The organism is Nostoc sp., assembly GCF_036917655.1.
In the GTDB taxonomy this organism is placed as follows: Bacteria; Cyanobacteriota; Cyanobacteriia; order Cyanobacteriales; family Nostocaceae; genus Nostoc.
The window spans coordinates 81,295-99,333 of record NZ_JBALCY010000011.1 but is presented as its reverse complement, the minus strand read 5'-3'; the positions used below and the strand labels follow the sequence as shown (position 1 = coordinate 99,333).

The following is an 18,039-nucleotide window of genomic DNA, read 5'->3' as shown; positions in this document are numbered from 1 at the left end:
AGGCGTAGGTTAAAATAGCAGCAATGTAAATATTAATATCATGGCTGAAACTGGCAGAATCAGGGTTGCTAAAGATAAGGCTGACTTGGTGAAGGATTTAACATCTTCAGATGGTGCAACAGGGCCTTTTCAGACTTTTGCTGATGTGATTGTATTTGCAGCAGCTTTGGGTGCAAAACATAAAAAGCGGGTGGCTTTGGGAGAGATTTCTAAAAGGGAACCATCGCCAATACCCCAAGAACAGTTTATAGTCAGGGGATATAATACGGTAATAAATTTAATAGGAATTGCTGAAACTCAAGATATAAAAGTTTTATCTCTCGAAGAAGGAAACAATAATGAAAAACGTAATTATATTTTTGAAGAATATGCCAATGGTGGACTTGAAATCTTACAATCAGAAATCCGGGGCGCAGTAGATTATTCTGAAAGAATTTTATTGATTCTCAGTCATGAAAGGTTTCAAGATAACTCTGAAGAAGAGGATTTTGATTTAAGCAAATTTCTTTCGTAAATCATCATAATGATTAAAGCACAACAGCCAGCAAATCAGCGTAGTTTAGTTTATTATTGTGAATGTTTTTCTAATATTAAGGTATATAAAACTCAGAAAAAGGGTGATGCTCTTAATAAACCCATATTACTTTTATCTATAATTGACCTAATTACACAAGATTTAATCACAGATAATCGTATCACCATATCAGATGAATTGCTCGGTACCTTCAAGAAGTATTGGGAAGTACTTGCTTCTAGTACTTTTAAGGGAAGTGATTTTGCCCTTCCTTTTTTTCATCTAAAAAATGATAATGGTAAATTTTGGCATCTGAAGTATAGTTCTGGATATGATGGTGGTCGTCCGCAAACAATTCCCAAACTCAAGGAAGATGTTGACTATGCACATTTGGATGATGAACTATTTGATTTCATTCAAGATGAAATTTCCAGGCAAATATTAATTGATGCACTTGTTTCAGCTTGGCTGCCATCTGAAGATAATACGATAGAAAATTTTTTAACCATTAATCAGAATTTTCAAGATGTCCCCTTAAAAATAGATAAAACTATTGAGTCTAGCAATTTAGATACCAATCCTAGATGGAGCTTAAGAAAAGCAGTGATTAGAAATGCTTTTTTCAGGAAAGCAATTGTAAGTATTTATGATTATAAATGCGCTTTTTGTGGGATAAAAGTAACTAAATCTGTAAGTCAAAACATCGTTGATGGCGCACATATTAAGCCATTTTCACAATTCTATAGGACTCATATTTGATTTTTGAAAAAACTCAGTACAACTCAAAGAGGCTTCTTCCCTACTCCCCACTCCCTACTCCCTACTCCCAGCCTACGCAAATAATTTCAGAAATCAAATCGGATTGCTATATGATAGTAAAATTAATAATGGAATTGCTCTTTGTAAAAATCATCATTGGGCATTTGATAGGGGTTGGTTTGCTGTAAATGAGCAATACAAAATCATAGTTAGCAATGATTTAGAAGAAGCATCTCCCCATGCTAAACCTATGAAAGATTTTCATGGTGAAACAATACTTCTACCAAATATAGAGCAACACTTTCCCGAACTGGAAGCGCTGCAATGGCATCGCCAAAATATATTTCAATCAGGATGAAATATCAAATTATACCCATACAAGAATTTAACTTCCGATATGGGTATAGTTATTAATGCTCAAGTAAGTTCAACTATTCAGTTAACTTCAACATGGGAACTAAAAGAAGGTTAGACCATGTTGAAGCTGAACGCCCAAAGGCGGCTGGATTTCCCCTCCCCTCATTTCTGTAGGCGGTTAGCAAGTTATTCAGAAGGGTGTTTCCCATCTCATCCCATAACTTTTCGACAGGATACTCCCACTGCCCATCTTTGATAAATACACGGAAGGCTGCAAGAATAGGAAATACAAAAGTAATAGGAAGGGTGTGATTAAATTGCTTACCTGTGATGAACTGATAAGGCTTTTTTTCAACGCCGTTTAACTTACTCAGCCCTTTTTGCCGATCATACTCATCACGAAGGCACTCTTCAATATAGAGTATATCTTTAAGTAAAGGCACAATCTCTCCAAAGTCTTCCTTTTTCCAATTCTTAATGAGAGTTCCGTATGCAGAGCAAGTTGCACTAGGATTTTTAGGTGAACCGTCTGAACCTCGCCAGGGGTACGACTTATTATTAATGCAAGCAAGGCGACGAACCAAATCAGTCACATCGAATTGCTTATTTTCACCTTCTCTGAAAGCAACATAAGGTTTACATCCAGCAGGAAGGTATTCTTCGATGATGTCCCAATCTCCAGCTAAGTTTTTAAGACTAAACTCCTCAACACTCTCACTAGTATTACGATACCTGCTGATATTTGATATTTCTTCTTGGCTGATGTTGACCAGCACAAAAATTTGGACACTAGCACTTTCAAACTCTGAATAGTCAACCTTACCAGTTTGTTGGTTAAGTTTTGGTTTAGATCCTTTTGATTTTAATTTATCGTAATAGCTGCGGGCTTTTGTGATAGCAGTGTAAGTATGCCCACCATTTACGATACCATTACCAATGAAATTGTCTTCCTGTCCCTCTTCAGGACTGACAAGTAAAAGCTCAACGTCAAACCCTCCGCCAGTGCCATGACCTTTAACTTGTATGGAGTCTGCAACAATTAAAATTCCATTGTTGTAGAAAATAAACTCTTCTGGCTTTTGTGCCAGAGTTGTCAACATACTCTTTACAGTCCGCCGATTTTCGTTGGCTAGTCTGGCATTAGGATCTAGAGGTAAACCTTGAGGCACTTGGCATATAGGGACAGTGAGATTCCAAATTACTCGACTGGATTCTTTGTCCTCTTTGTATGCTTTACAAGCAGCAGTAGCAAAGAAAGGAGCTGTTATCTTTGTAGACATTTATTTTTCCTGCGCTCTACGGAACGCTTTGCTTATGTTTTATGCCCAACTGGACACTCACAAAATTATACACTTATACTTTGGCTAAATGCAACTACATAAACGTCATTTTATATAGAATCATTACAGAATAGCTGGAAGTCCTACCGCTTTCGGTTCAACAAGCTTGCCATCAAAACCTATAGTTTTATCTTCCACAGTCCTAGCATCCGCTAAAGCCTTACGAAGTTCAGCACGTTCCATCTGTTCCTGAATTCCACCCAGGATATAAACCAATAACTTCGTCGCCAAATCTCGTCCAGAAACCTGCACCCGCTTTTTATTTGGGTCATACAAAACTCCATACCAAATAGATTGCGGATATTCCATACCACTAAAGCCGCCTTGCTGGTCAAACTTCCGTAGTTTCTTAAAAATATCTGCCAGAGAAAAACCTTTTTTAAAAACCAAAATTCCCAAAGCTTGCGCTAATGCAACTTGAGCAACCGGACGGAAAAGCATATTTCCTTCACCTCCATCCTTCTCAAAGCTGAAGCGCCGTAAAGATGGTGTATCCTCGTGTTCTAAAATCTTATAACTGGAAAGACTAGCCAAAGAATCAAATAGCTTTCTAAATTCCTCAATCCCCTGCTCAAGTTCTTCATCCTCTGGACGCATGGGAATTAGACCTTTCTCCAAGGGTTTCCAGTGGGGGAACTTTTGAGCCAAATATCGCTCAGACATATCTTGCAGAGCTTGCAAAGTCGTCAAAACTGTAGAATTGGAAGCCACTGTTGCACTATTCCAATTAACACGAGGATTGCGCTCTTGTCGTTGTTCTAATAGTGGATGTGTAACTGCAATTTTTCTCGCAACGATCGCAAAACCATCATCTTCATTCAACTGTGTTAGTTGCCCTTTAGTCAAGGGTGCAGCCATCAAGTTGACATGAACAAAAATCGATCTTACCCTCCGCCTCGCTTGGGTGCGAGTTTCCCCAGGCGCTACCGCACAGATGAACTCAATACCAATTTTTTCCTTGGGTAAATTTTGCAAGTAAGCAAGGTCTACTTGGTACTTTTCTATCAAATCATTTACTGTAATAAAACTGTCATCAACACCTTTATCTTTTTTATAGCGCTGGAGTTTCCGAGTTTTAATTAACTCCATCAACCCCTGAACCCCCATTAATCGGTGTTGACCATCTAGTGCATAAATGGTGACATCATCCTCAGAAATATTTAACAGACCTACTTTAGCGTCTTTATCTAGGGGGATGAAATCAGTAGTAGACTTTGTAGCGCGTCCTTCGCTATCCCACTCAGCAGCTTTGGGATTATCCACCCACGGTTGATTAATTACTACTAACACTGGTGGAAACTTATGGTTATGTCGAGCCGCTAAATACTGGACTAGTGGTGCTTGACGTGACCAATCAAGGGGACGTTGCTGAATTTCATCAATACTATCCGCGTCAATTTCGACATTATCAGTTTCAGGATTGTACTTTTCCTGAAACAGAGGTAAGCCAGAGGCGAAGTGAACCCGACCTGCAAACCATTCCAATGTAACAGAGCTAACATAAGCCTCAGTACCACCCATCTCGGTTTTTTGAACGAGAATCTGATCTTTTCTCCCTAAAAAGTTCTCCAGGAGTAAAGCTAGTACCTGTTTTTCCTTGTTTTCTCGTTCCAGGTATTCTCTAGCGACGTCAGCAGTTGGGTCAGATGTACTATCTTTCATGTTAAATTTTAAAAACAGAATAGGATTATGTCGTTTAATTATCCAAAAAATTGGATATTAGTAGTAAAGTTTTTAAAAACTATTTTTTCAACCCAGGTCGCTGGGTTTTGTTTGTGTAGACGCGAATTCTATTCGCCCTATTCGCCCAGATATTACGCCAGTGTTTCCAGAGAGAAGGAGAAATGACTACAGCACAACAACCAGAAAAGACAGTTCAACAAACACGTACTGTAGCAGAGTTAGTGGACTACATCCAAGCTCTCACCATTGAAATTCAAGAATTGTATTGTTTAGATGAGATTCCTTGGGTGGTGGGCTATTCGGGCGGAAAAGATAGTACTGCTACTTTACAGCTTATCTGGAATGCGATCGCAGCACTCCCCCAGGAAAAGAGAACTAAAACAATCCATGTTATTACAACTGATACGCTGGTAGAAAATCCTGTGGTCTCTGTTTGGGTACGTAACTCTTTAGCACAGATGAAAGTTGCTGCTAAAGAGCAAGAAATGCCAATTGAACCCCATTTGCTTTATCCTGCAATTAAGGACACCTTTTGGGTAAGCTTAATTGGGAAAGGCTACCCAGCGCCGCGAAACAGATTTAGATGGTGTACTGAACGCCTTAAAATTCAACCATCCGACAGCTTTATCCGTGCAGTTATTAGGTCTAATGGTGAAGTAATTCTTGTCTTAGGTACACGCAAGGCTGAAAGTACTAAACGTGCTGCTACGATGGCTAAACATAGAGAATCGCGGGTACGTGATCACATAAATACTAATCCTAACCGACCTAACTCATTGATTTATCTTCCTATCGAAGATTGGCGTACTGATGAAGTTTGGATTTACCTAAATCAGTGGCAAAACCCTTGGGGATATAGCAACAAAGACTTATTCATTATGTATCGAGGTGCAACAGCCGATAATGAATGTCCATTAGTTGTTGATACTTCTACTCCTAGCTGTGGTGATTCACGATTTGGCTGCTGGGTTTGCACAATCGTTAGTAAGGATAAATCGATGGAGGCAATGATTCAAAATGATGAAGAGAAAGAATGGATGCAGCCTCTATTAGATATCCGTAACGAACTAGATATTAAAGATGACTGGGACAAGAGAGATTTCCGTCGCATTTGGGGAGATGTCCAACTATTTGAACGCAATAAAAATGGTGAAATTTCTGTTGAACCAATACCTGGCCCTTATACCAAATATTGGCGGGAACATTGGCTCAGACGATTATTAGAAGCGCAAACAAAAACCCGTCGGACAGCACCAGAAAATATGCGCGATATCACCCTAATTACTCTCGAAGAAATGAGCGAAATTCGCCGCATTTGGCTAGAAGACAAACACGAATTTGATGATAGCTTACCCCGAATTTATCAAGAAGTGACTGGCGAAGAATTTCAAGACCCCCGTCCTGGCGCTGACTATAGCCTACTAGGTCGTGATGAATGGATAGTATTAGAAGAAATCTGTGAAGGTGACGCGATGCACTTGGAACTCATGGCGAAATTGTTAGACACAGAACGCCAATATCGCAAAAAGACTCGTCGCGTGGGGATATACGAAACCCTAGAAAAATGTTTTAATACGAGTTCCCGTTCCCCAGAAGATGCGATTAAGAATGCTCGTTTGAAACGCGAATTAAGCGAAGCAGTTAGTCAAGGTGATGTTGCAAAAGTCAAGCAGATGACTTTGGGCGATGTTGCAGCAATCAATGAAGTAGATGAAGGTGAAAGTGATGAACAGGTAACTTGGGCAAGTATGAAATTTAAAAAGGAAAATTTAGAAGAATAGAAAACAGCAGTCAACAAACTACTAGTCTGTCAAATTCATTTTGACGAGTTGGTAGTGTGAGCGTCTCGCTCACGACGCGAGCAAGATGCTCGCACTACCCATCAATTTAACCTTGACAGACTACTACTTAAAGAACCCTTGACAAAGTTTGATTATCTTAAAACAAGCGAGGTTCTATGATTCAAGCCATACACAAATTAGTAACTTTTGAAGATTTTGCAGCTTGGCGGACTGAAGGTGGAAGATACAAATTACATGATGGCGTGATTGTTGAAATGGCACAACCAGTGGTAGATCATGAGGATGTTGTTGGTTTTTTGGCGCTAAATATATCTATCGAAATTGGGCGACAAAAACTTCCTTACTTCATTCCAAAAACTGTATTAGTCAAACCATTTGAAAATGAATCAGCTTATTCACCAGACATCTTAATAATCAATCGACCAAATTTATTGAATGAGCCTTTATGGAAAAAAGAATCAACTGTATCTCAAGCTGCATCTATTCCATTGGTTATTGAAGTTGTGAGTCAGTGCGTTGCGCGGGTTCACCGCGTTGAAGCAACTGACGAACCCGTAAGGGTTAGTACTAATTGGCGGGATGATTACTACAAAAAATTAGCTGATTATGTTCGCGAAGCGTCTCGAAGAGAAGCTATAGGTATTCCTGAATATTGGATTATAGATTACGCGGCTTATGGCGCTAGGAAGTTTATTGGCAATCCTAAACTGCCTACTATATCCATTTATCTATTAATCGATGGTGAGTACCAAGTTACTCAATTTAAAGGCGATACCCATATTGTCTCGCCTACTTTCCCAGAATTGAATTTAACCGCCGAACAGATTTTTCAAGCTGGAGGTGTGCAAATCTAGCCACCCTTACCAATACCGAGACAGATGCGATCGCATTTCTTAACAGTTAGTGATGGTATTATCTATATTTTATAGATAATATTTTTTCTCAATGCGTCAGACAAAATCATCTAATTAGTTTTATCTTATTCATTTTATCACGAACTTTCTGCTTCTGCGATCGCCGTCGAACTCATGTTAATCTTAGAGGATATTTTAAAAGTCGTGATTGATGTATCAAATATTTTTACCCCACCCTAACCCTCCCCTTATAAAGGGGAGCCACTGCGTTGGGCGGCTTTGCCGACTTGAAGCATGTGGCGTGAGGGAACTTGATTTTATTGTTTCCCCCCTTTATAAGGGGGGTAAAAAATCACACCGTATAACTTTTCAAACACCCTCTTAAAAACTAATGATATTTCTTGAACTCGTATTACAAAACTTTGGTCCCTATAGTGGTAAACAGGTAATTAATCTTAACCCAAAAATTGATGAGGAAAACTCGCGTCCAATTATCCTATTAGGTGGCATGAATGGCGGCGGAAAAACTACGCTGATGGATGCCATTCGTCTCGCTCTTTATGGGCCCCGCGCCCAATGTTCTACCCGTGGTAATTTAAGTTATGGCGATTTTCTCAATCAATGTGTTAACAACAAAATTGATCCGGTTGTAGACACCCGAATTGAATTACTTTTTGAACATATTGAAAACGATAAACCAATAAAATACCGTGTTGTGCGTAGTTGGACAAAAAATCCTAAAGATGGTAAAGATACATTAGGTATTTTAGGCGACAGTGATACATGGCCTGATGCTTTAGTTAATATTTGGGATGAATATATTGAAAATCTCTTGCCTTTAGGAATTTCTAACTTATTCCTATTTGATGGTGAACAAGTTAAAGAACTCGCAGAACAAGAAATACCACCACCGATTGTTGTTGAAGCTATTCGCGGACTTTTCGGGCTAGAGTTAGCAGATCGTTTAGCTGTTGATTTAGATATTTTAGTTAACCGTAAACGCAAAGAATTTGCTGATACTAAAGATTTAGCTAACCTAGAAGAAATTGAAAAAAGATTGACCCAACAGCAACAAGATTATCAAGAAAGTGAACAGAATTTAGAAAATATCAAAAATCAGCTAGAAGAATTAGAAGTAAAGCAGCAAGAAGCTTTTGATAAATTCATTTCTGAGGGTGGTAAAATTGCGGCAGAACGCAATCAACTAGAACTACAACAGAAAGCGAAAACTGCGGAAGTTGAACAAGTGCGTCAGTTAATGTGTGAATTGGCGGCTGATGTTTTACCTCTAGCATTAATTCCCAATTTACTTACTCAAGTGCAAACGCAGGGAGAAAAAGAATTTCGCCATCGACAAATCCAAATTTCCAAAGATTTGTTAATTGAGAGAGATCAGCGCTTACTCAGTTGGCTAAGTAAGGTAGAAATTGCTCTAACACAAGTTGAAAAAATTCAATCATTTCTAGTCGAAGATGTCGATAATCTATATGCAAAGACTCTTCAAATGGAAGCACCTTGGTTATTAGCTGATGATGAAACGTTAAGTCAGCTAGATAATCTCATCTATCACTTGCAAAATTCTCAAATCTCTGCGAAAGAAAAATTAGCTATTATCAAAAATAAAGAAGAAGAAATTATCACTTTGGAAAGACAAGTGCAGACAGCAGCAGCACCAGAAGATTATACAAAGCTGCGTCAGACAGTAGAAACGGCACAAAATCAAGTTGTTGAAGCTAAAGCAAATTATGAAACAATTCGCCGCCGTTTAGCTGATTTAGAAACTATTATTGCTAAGTCAAAAAAAGAATTAAGTGACTATACTGTAGAAAATATTAAATATAAAAATAACGAACATATTATTAGTTCTGCGGCTAAAGTTCAAGAAACACTCAAGATTTTCCGTGAAAAATTAACCTTGAGAAAGCTCAATAAATTAGAGGAAGAAGTTAAAAATTGCTTCCTTTATCTCCTCCACAAATCAGACTTAGTGCATCGTATCGCCATTGATACTAATACTTTCGGACTTTCCTTATATGATTTCAATGGTAAACCCGTCCCCAAACATCGCCTTTCTGCTGGGGAAAAACAACTACTTGCGATCGCATTCCTCTGGGGTTTAGCCAAAGTCTCTGGACACCGCCTACCAGTAGCAATCGATACGCCACTAGGTAGACTAGACTCCTCCCACCGTAGCAACTTAGTTGAACGTTACTTTCCATCCGCCAGTCACCAAGTAATTTTGCTTTCCACCGATACTGAGATTGGAAAGAAAGAAGTCGAAACACTGCGAGAAAATGAAGCGATCGCCCGCGAATATCTCCTCAAATACGACTCGACCACCCGCCAAACTACCATACAACCAGGATATTTTTGGTAGTAGATATTGACTGTTACTTTACTTCTACATGAATTTCTCTACCAAGCTGCCTGAATTCATCATCGAGATAATATAGTGAATTTCGGATAGCTTGGCGCAGTTTACAAGCAGGTTCTAGACAATCATCCTCGTAGTCCATTAATGTTAATTCTAAATGGGGATAGAGAATTTTCAGAAAACCTGATGCTGATTTGAGGATGGCATTCTGGTCACGAATCGTAACATTTTTTTCAAAGTGAGTATGCTGCTGTACGTAGGACATGAAGCGATTATCTTGGCGTAGAGATAGCAAGGCTTCACCAAAGAAATCCATTTTTAAACCAACTTGAGAAGCTATCATTTCTCTTTGAAACTTGGGAATTTTCCAACCAGGGATAATCCCAGATAATCGGTCTAATAATGCAGTCTCAGTGAAAAACTTTGGCAGGTTAGCCATTAAATTATCTTCATTGCGTGGTTGTAATTGCTCATCTAATTCGATATTTGCCAGCATCACTAACCCACAATCACTAGAAATATCTGCAAAACCAGAGCGATTATAACGACCGCTAGCAAGATAATTTTTCAGTGGGCCAATGACCTCTTCAGGATTATCGAATGTTAAACTTTGAACTTCATCTAGAACCACAACTTGATGACGACCGAGTAAACCAACTTCTTTAGTTCTACCGTTAATAAACAATTGGGCGGGAGTAATTTTACCACCACTAATTAAGCTAACTTTGCTACTGATATTTTCAAAAAAGAAGCTTTTACCAGTGCCTTTAGGAGCTAGTTCTATCACATGATAATTAGGTTCTACTAATGATAGTAACCTAGCCAATATCCATGTTTTTGCTTCCTGGTCATAACTGGGATGCTGGGGGTTAAAACCCATTGAGCAAAATATTAAATCTCGCCATTGTTGTGTATTGAATCTTGCCCGACATTCGGCATAACTTTGCAAGTCAACTTGCGAACATTGAAATGGTTCAAAATCCATCACTTCCACTTTACCATCGGGAAGCATAGCTAAAGTAATTTTGCCCCAAATTCCTTGGCGCAAAAGTATTTTATAGCGTTCTACAATATCAGTAGCAATGCTGCATTCAGTTAAATTCAGAGCCGGAATTTGTGCCAATGGTTCAGGAATTACTCGTCCTCCCTGTTCTAATTTGATACGTACCTGCATTAGAGCGATGAGTTTTCGTATTTCACCTTGAGTCAAGTCAAAAATAATTTCGTTGCGGTCATCTTTACGGGGAAATGCTTTTTTAATAAAGTTATTAACTTTTTCTAATTCTATAGATGTCAGTGTTCCCGAACCAGGGACAATTTTATCTAGGAGCCATTCAGCAACAAAGCTAGGTAAACCAATAGAACTGAGTCCACTGGATGGCAATCTAGTTTTATCAATACAGAGATTGCCAAAAACCTCACGAACTAAATCGTTATTGTAGGTTATTTCTTCATAAGAATTCATCTATATTAAATCCACTACTAAATATTTGCTTGATAATAATTTTGGATTCTATAACTAGGGCAGCATTTGCATTTTCAGCATCGGCAAATCGAAAGGTTAATTCACCAGATAGGAATAAGTCATTTTCTTGATTTGGTGCTAATTCTGGTACTTCGGGAATTATTATTTTGAAACTATAGCGCTGATTAGCTGGAATTTCCTGTGCTAATAATTTTCCTGCTTGTAAAGAGGGCAATTCCTGAATATATAGACAAAGATTTGTTAGCGCTACTGAATTGGGATTATCAATAGTAATTTCCAGTTCTCCTAATTGTTTGGGTTTACCTTCACCCAAGCAGAAAACTGACACAGGATGGCGTTGGATAGATTTTCGCAGCACAGATACACCAACTACAACTTCTTCAGGAAATAGCCCTCCGTGAGAACCGATAATTTTTTTATTGCTAGTGTAGCTGAAAGAACTTAAGCTAGCGGAGCCTTTGACAATACTAATGTCATGGGGAAGACTGTAGCGATCGCCTGACAAAACCACAAACCTGCTATCATCAGTTTTACCAATCGCCATCCTCCCCTTGGGTTCCAGTCCTGGAGGACAGTCAGTAATTTTTTCAGAGGTACCCATCATCTGACCGTGGTCGCTAGCAATGACGATTCTCAGTGCTTCCGGGTTAGGGTATTGTTGCAAACAGTAATCAATTTTCTTGGCAATACCTTCTAGGGTGTGGGGACGGTCAAGTTCATAAAAGCTTTGCCAGTCTTTTTGACTGTGATAAAGACTATCGAATTCATCTGTATCCCAGCAATACAACTTATGTGTCTTTTTTCTTAAAGCGCTGTAGAGTTTGTCAACTTGTCCATCTGTATAACGTTTGCCTACGCCCATTTTTACAAAAGCTTTACCAGCATCGGCAACCCAAGCAGAATCATTAGGCAAAAGTTGAGCATATAAGCTCCATTTAGCATATTCTGTTTTGGTAGGCAGGATGCTAAAGTAAGGTGCGATGTCTTCTCTTCGAGACGCTGCGCGAACGACAACCCCTTCGGGGAACGCAGTTTCTACAGCGAGTTTGTAATCGTTTGTTAGAAAAGATAACAGTTCTAAGTGGTCTAACCATCCCAAGCCATCGACCACAACCCAAAACACAGGACTTTCTTGGCAAAGATTTTGCACTCTTGAGGCAACGCTGTAGTTAAGGTAGGAATTTTCTACCGAGTCTACCTGCATTTGGGGGTAGTGCTGGAGAATCCACTCGACAAAGCTATCCGCCAAACTCTCACTAATTTTTGGTACAGCAGCAGATTGCTTGATGACTTCCCAGCGACGGAACGGTAGGTAATCTTTTGTTGCCCAAGCTAAAGCTTGCTGGGGAGTAGCATCTAAAGCTAGGGGTTGGGGTTCGGGTGGACGTTTGTTAAGGTTTAATTCTTGCTGTTGCTGATAGTTAAGATATGGGGTAACTTTGGCTTCCCTTGCCCGATTAATCCAGTTAGGTCGATTGCCGAAAACTTTGTAAGCACAATTGGCAATTCGCTCCATATCTACTTGGTTAGTGGGCTTTAGGGTATCGAGAACTTTGCCTTCGGTGCGCGAGATGAGTTGTTCCCAGTAGCGATCAAACTCTTCGGTGAGTAAGTCGGGAACTGGCAAGGGATACTTGCCGATGTCGTTCAAAACTGGTTCTGTTATGCCTAACCAGCGACGCAAAAGTAATAATTTATCTTCAGTCTGGTAATAAGTTGCTAACTCATGTTCCTTAAACTGCTGCTGCCAAACTCGCTCAAAAGGTTTGTATTCTTGTGGAACTATAATTGCTAACCAAGCTGCAAGATGGGAATTAGAAGGTTGAGTAAACCATATTTGTCTATTACTCTCAGTGATGTTATCTGCTAAAAAGTGGGCAATGGAGTTGTCTTGGGGATAAGCATCTAACTTGGTAGCGAAAATCAATACTTGTTCGTCAGTCCAATCATTGGGTAAAGGAATGGAATCAAATAATTGTGCTAGCTTGTTGCGGGGATGTTGCTTAATTTCCGCGATTTCCTCAGTCTTATTCCATGCTCGTAGCCAAGTTTTTGCCCATTCGCATAATCGCTCACCTTTTACCCAGCAGGGAGCAGCACTAACACCAAAAAACTGTATCCATTCTACCTCTGTGGTGACAGGGATATAGCCGGAGGGAATATCGTAAAGTCCGGTAGGGTCTAGTATGATATGTTTATCCTTCATCCCTATTATTCCTCCGTCTTTTCTGAAAGCATTTGCGCTAACTTCTCGTAAACATTTTGTTGCTGTAAATAAGGAAGTTGCCGGAACAGTACGAAAATTTGATTAGCTGTATCTTTATCCCGTTCTTCAATGCATTGACGCTCTATATTTTCTAATAACTGAGTTTCTGGAACACTAAGTAAGTTAATATACTCAAACTTTTCATCTTGAATTTGCTCCAGTAAATTGTTTGCTGCTTCGAGCTTATCTGTATCATTAGGCAATTGGTCTATTTGGGTGCAACTATTTTCTAAATCTTTGACCCATTGCTGGGCAACAGCTTGTTGTTTCTGGATAATTTGTGATTGTTTTTGTTGTATTTCTGTACGGAATGAGTGAAGGCGATCGCTAAATTTTTCTCTCAGTCCTTCAGTCTTATTTTGCCAATCTCGTAGTCTCTCTAAGTGAGTTTGACAAGTTTCCAAAGTCTCTAGCTTTGTTGACTCGGCTATCTGCAATAACTCAATTAGTAGTGCCAGTTCTGAGATAATTGCTTCGTACTCTGTTTCTATTTCAGAGCGTGAGTAACGATGCGACTTTTTCAGTAACTCTTTTTGGAGTCTTTGTGCATCTTCTACTGTTGTCAAATGCTCTAAGTTATGCTTCCATTCTTGTAGTTCAACAGTATATTCTTGGATTTTTTGCCGGAAATTAACTTCTAACTGAGCAATTATTTCTTGAAAGCGGTCAGCATTATAGATATTAAACTCCCGACTAGCAATTATTGCCAAAACCTCATTACAACTGGCAATAGAATTACTTTGTTGATAGCGAATATCCAGACTTTGTATCTGCTCTAGATCATTTTTTAAATTCTGGATTTGTGGTTGTAGTTCTTGATAGTCTTCATAATCAGGCGAATCTTGAAAGACAACATCCAATTTGGCATATTCTGTATTAATAACATCCAAATCTGAGAGATTATTTACTGACTGGAGTCGAGTCCGAAGAGTTGCCAAACTGGAACGATAGTCAGTAATTTTAGTGTGGATTGACTGGACAATTTCAGCAACTTCATGCTTAAATTTATCGGGATAATTGAAGCGAGATTGTAAATTTTCAACTTCTTGCAGCGCTTCCTGAGAAAGATGAATAGTTTTGACTTTTGTGGCAGAATTGCGAATATTCAGCATGATTTGTGTATCATCGGCTTGCTTTTGTCCTGCTTCTGCGTGCTGCCTGATGTCTGTTAATCTGATGTTGCTGGTACGGAAGGCATTTTGCAAACTCTCAATTAGGTGGGGAGGCAAATCTGCAATCTGATTAATCTGGTCAATAATTCCTTGAATTTCTATTTGATAAGCACTACAAGCTTGTTCGGTAGATAGTGACTCAGCACGCTTGCTTTCTGCTGCTACAAGTTGGTCAATTTTATTACTGACAGTTTGCAATGCTTGGGAGAAGCGATCGCGTTGTTGTTGTGTTGGTAAAATTGAGGTGTTTGGCGATCGCTTCAGCAGTTGCGGGTAAAGTGGTAACAGTGCTGCCAATTGTGCCTCAGGAGGTAAGTTTTCCACAGCTTGCACTGGTTGGAACCACTTGTCAATTTCAGCAACCGCCGCACTCACCTGTTTTCTATTCTGAGTTAATTCTTCTTTTTCTAACTCATCCGGTTCATTAGACTCTAAAAAAGCAGTAACGACCTCTAGATACTCCTGCGCCTGATCATAATAGTTTATTAGCGATGCCGAAATCGGCATTTCTGCTTGTTGGCGACGAATTAGTTTGGACTTTTGTTTAATAATCCAGTCGTCAACAAATGCGGTGGGGTTTTGGAGAATATCAGTATTACCCCAGTCTTTCAAGGATTGTGTTTTCAACGTCATATTTAACTTTTTAGAACCAAGTTCGATATAACCCCTGAGAGATACTTCTTTGCGGTGGATTGCCAGCCATCCTGCTAGCAACATGGTAAAGTTATACTCGCTATAACCAAAAGGTGGCGCAGAAAGTACTTGCCAAATTGTTTCTAGACCAAAAGTATTTTGCGGTAATCCTTCTAGGTCAGTTATTTCAGAAATTTTATGCCAGGCAGCACGGATTTGTTCATTAGTTGGTTCTTGAACGATATATTTATCAGATGTTTTCTTCAATAGACCCCATAACTTGACAAAAATCTGGTCAATAACAGTACTGTAAGAACGATCAAAGGTCTGTTCGCTGAAATTATCTTTTATGAAGATTTGTTTGGCAATCCAGGCAATAATTTTTTTACCTGTCGGATGGCCTGAACGCATTTTATCCATTTCATCCACAGGAGGAACAAAGGTATATAAATCTTCTAAAAGTACACTGATTACCCGTTGCGCTTTGTGTTGTTCCGCAGATGGAATTGTATCGATTCCCACACAATGATATGTACAATTATTTAACAACCTCGTTAACCGGGTGTTTGCTTCTTTTTGCCAACGCTCAAGCTGTTCTTGATAAGCTTTTCCCAACAATCTTTTATCAGCACTGTTCGTCTCTTCAAGAGCTTTTATCTGTATAATTATACGGTCTAAATTGCCGGTTTCTTCTCTAGGAATAGCAACAGCAATGTAATTTTTAATTGGTGATTTAGATAAATGATTAGCTACAGTATTACGAAACTCTTGCAACTCTTCTTGAGTCTCTGTTAGAACATAAGCTAAAATTCCCTTCTCTTTGGTATCTCTCAGAATACGATTATTCTCTAGCGCTTTAATGAATTTATCAATACTATATATCTTCCGCTCAAATCGCCATTCTTCACCCACTAACTTGTTATCCTTGACAAAGTTTGTAGCAATAATTGTATTATTAGATTTATCTTTTTTATCTTTTTCAAGAATATTAATTTCACCACAATAGGCAATAACATCATTAATCGATGTTGTCTGAAATTTGATTTTTTCTTCAATTTCTTCTTGAATACTTTTAGGGTTGATTCCTTCCCAGAAACGATAAAGCTTAATTTCTGCTTGGTGATAAATTAAGTCTCTTTCCTTTTCTAGTTTATCTAGTGCTGTCTGGAGTCTCAATTTAGTTAAACCTGTTAAAGCTACTAAAATCTCTTGATGTTCTTCTTGGTCTGCTTTGGTCAGTTTTTCTCCACTAGCTTCATATAAAAATAAAGCTTTAAGAGCAATTAATTCATCTGCATCATCAGCACCTATAACTAAATCTACAGCTTTTTTATAATTGGTATAAACAGGGTAATTAGAAAAGTTTTCAATAAAGGTATCTACTAAAGCAATGGGATAAATGTAATTAAGTTTTCCAGCATTTTCTACAGGCTGAGTTGCAATGAAATTTTTGACATAGCCTTTTATAAATTGGATAGCAGTTCGATCTTGGGTAAAGTCAAGGTTGCACAGCAGATATGCCGTCAGAGGATGGAGGGGAAAACAACCCTCAGACAAGTGGGTATAAAACTCTTGGAAAGACCAGCCTTTGTTTTTATAAATTTTAATTCTTCCCTCGTAAGCTGTTTCAGCTTCTCTTGTCAGCGTGTTATGCCATTGAGAACGAAATACTTGCCAAGTAGAGTCATTTTTTGGCAACAATAAGTTTTCTATTACTAGTTCTAAGCTAGAGGTAGGGTTATCGTAGGTAGTGCCATCTTTTGGTGCAAGGCGAGTTGCTATCTTTTGGTACTCTGGTATGGCATTTGCAGAAATCCCCAATGCCCTACCAGGATGAATTTGGGTAAAACTTAGTAAAGCAATTTTCCCTTTGTAGTTTTCGCAAATGTTAGTAATATTTTGCAGTGCGGTACCTCCAGCACCTATGTCATCTGCTGCCCAAGATTTTAGATAGTAATTTAGCTCATCAAATAAAATTAAAATCCCCTGAAAGTGGGCATTTTGTCCAGTACAATAATTTTTTAATAGGTCTTCTATAATTAGTTGGATATTTACATCAGCAGCAAAATCAGGAGTAAATCCCGTAATTTGAAAGGCAAGTTTTTTAACAGTAGATAGAACACCAGAGTTATTTTCTCTGAGTAAGCGAATGAGAGAATTTAAATCACCATCAGGATTCCCAATACTTTGTAGATATTTCTCTGCTTCTGCCCGCTTCTCTATATTCAACTTTTCTAAGTAGTGTAGGGGTTCGCTACATATATCTTGTGCTAAGGAATCCTGAATACCTGCTTCTTCCAGATTTTTGACGAGTTGTTGCAGAAATTGCTTCCTAATGTCGCCACCTTGATCTCCACTCAGACAGATAACTAAATGTTGGTGGCGTTGGTTTTGTTTAAAAAGCTTTAATCCTTCAGAGATAGCCTGATTTTTGGCAGATGTCGCCTTTTCTACTTGTGACAAAATCCCTTGCACTTCCTGACTGTGGAAGGTTTTTTTGAAAAAGTTTGCGATCGCGATCGCAAAATGAGACTTCCCCTTACCATATTGTTGAATCATCAAATGGATATTCGGCTGATTTGGACTATGATAGCTACGGCGCACCGCATCCAAAATACCAACCGTCGATAACTCAGGTTTTGTTAAGTCGTAGTTAAAGATAAAACTCTCACACAGAGGCAAATTCTTCTCTAAATCATCCAACATGCCAAAGTTCACAGAACTGGCAATACTACCCTTTTCGTTGATTTCAACAAGTTGGTTGAGGAGCATAATCAATTAAAATAGCAAATGCAAAGT

At 38.8% G+C, this 18,039-nt stretch carries 10 protein-coding genes and 1 pseudogene; 6 read left to right on the top strand and 5 right to left on the bottom strand.

Going from position 1 to position 18,039, the window contains the following annotated elements; translation table 11 throughout:
- The first annotated feature begins 40 nt into the window (after positions 1-40).
- From V7K30_RS06845 to V7K30_RS06835, 3 genes and pseudogenes are all read left to right on the top strand, one after another.
- The gene (locus V7K30_RS06845) at positions 41-514 is read left to right on the top strand and encodes a DNA phosphorothioation-associated protein 4 (RefSeq protein WP_334998363.1); all 474 of its coding nucleotides are present in this window, start codon (positions 41-43) and stop codon (positions 512-514) included.
- Between the two features lie 9 nt (positions 515-523).
- Entirely contained in the window at positions 524-1,273 is a 750-nt protein-coding gene (locus V7K30_RS06840) for an HNH endonuclease (protein ID WP_334998362.1), read from the top strand.
- Positions 1,274-1,382: 109 nt separating this feature from the next.
- Positions 1,383-1,631: pseudogene (locus tag V7K30_RS06835) on the top strand (HNH endonuclease); the annotation flags it as partial.
- Positions 1,632-1,704: 73 nt separating this feature from the next.
- Here V7K30_RS06835 and V7K30_RS06830 read toward each other — a convergent pair.
- Positions 1,705-2,910 carry an AIPR family protein gene (locus V7K30_RS06830; protein ID WP_334998361.1) on the bottom strand — a complete coding sequence of 402 codons (1,206 nt, stop codon included), beginning with the start codon at positions 2,908-2,910 and terminating at the stop codon, positions 1,705-1,707.
- A 123-nt stretch (positions 2,911-3,033) separates the two neighbouring features.
- Positions 3,034-4,632, bottom strand: a complete 1,599-nt coding sequence (locus V7K30_RS06825; protein WP_334998360.1) for a DGQHR domain-containing protein — start codon at positions 4,630-4,632, stop codon at positions 3,034-3,036.
- Between the two features lie 182 nt (positions 4,633-4,814).
- Between V7K30_RS06825 and dndC the strand changes: the two genes are divergently transcribed.
- From dndC to dndD, 3 genes are all read left to right on the top strand, one after another.
- Entirely contained in the window at positions 4,815-6,434 is a 1,620-nt protein-coding gene (dndC, locus tag V7K30_RS06820) for a DNA phosphorothioation system sulfurtransferase DndC (protein ID WP_334998359.1), read from the top strand.
- 176 nt (positions 6,435-6,610) lie between these two features.
- Positions 6,611-7,309 carry a Uma2 family endonuclease gene (locus tag V7K30_RS06815; protein WP_334998358.1) on the top strand — a complete coding sequence of 233 codons (699 nt, stop codon included), beginning with the start codon at positions 6,611-6,613 and terminating at the stop codon, positions 7,307-7,309.
- A gap of 391 nt (positions 7,310-7,700) precedes the next feature.
- Positions 7,701-9,686: a DNA sulfur modification protein DndD gene (dndD, locus tag V7K30_RS06810; protein ID WP_334998357.1), complete on the top strand. Its 1,986-nt coding sequence runs from the start codon at positions 7,701-7,703 to the stop codon at positions 9,684-9,686.
- Positions 9,687-9,699: 13 nt separating this feature from the next.
- Here the strand turns inward: dndD and brxL are convergent, their stop codons facing one another.
- The 3 genes from brxL to V7K30_RS06795 are packed head-to-tail and all read right to left on the bottom strand — an operon-like array spanning position 9,700 to position 18,012.
- Positions 9,700-11,148, bottom strand: a complete 1,449-nt coding sequence (gene brxL / locus V7K30_RS06805; RefSeq protein ID WP_334998356.1) for a BREX system Lon protease-like protein BrxL — start codon at positions 11,146-11,148, stop codon at positions 9,700-9,702.
- Entirely contained in the window at positions 11,135-13,375 is a 2,241-nt protein-coding gene (locus tag V7K30_RS06800) for a hypothetical protein (protein ID WP_334998355.1), read from the bottom strand. The genes brxL and V7K30_RS06800 overlap by 14 nt, the downstream gene beginning before the upstream one ends.
- 5 nt (positions 13,376-13,380) lie before the next feature.
- Entirely contained in the window at positions 13,381-18,012 is a 4,632-nt protein-coding gene (locus tag V7K30_RS06795; RefSeq protein ID WP_334998354.1) for a hypothetical protein, read from the bottom strand.
- Positions 18,013-18,039 lie beyond the last annotated feature (27 nt).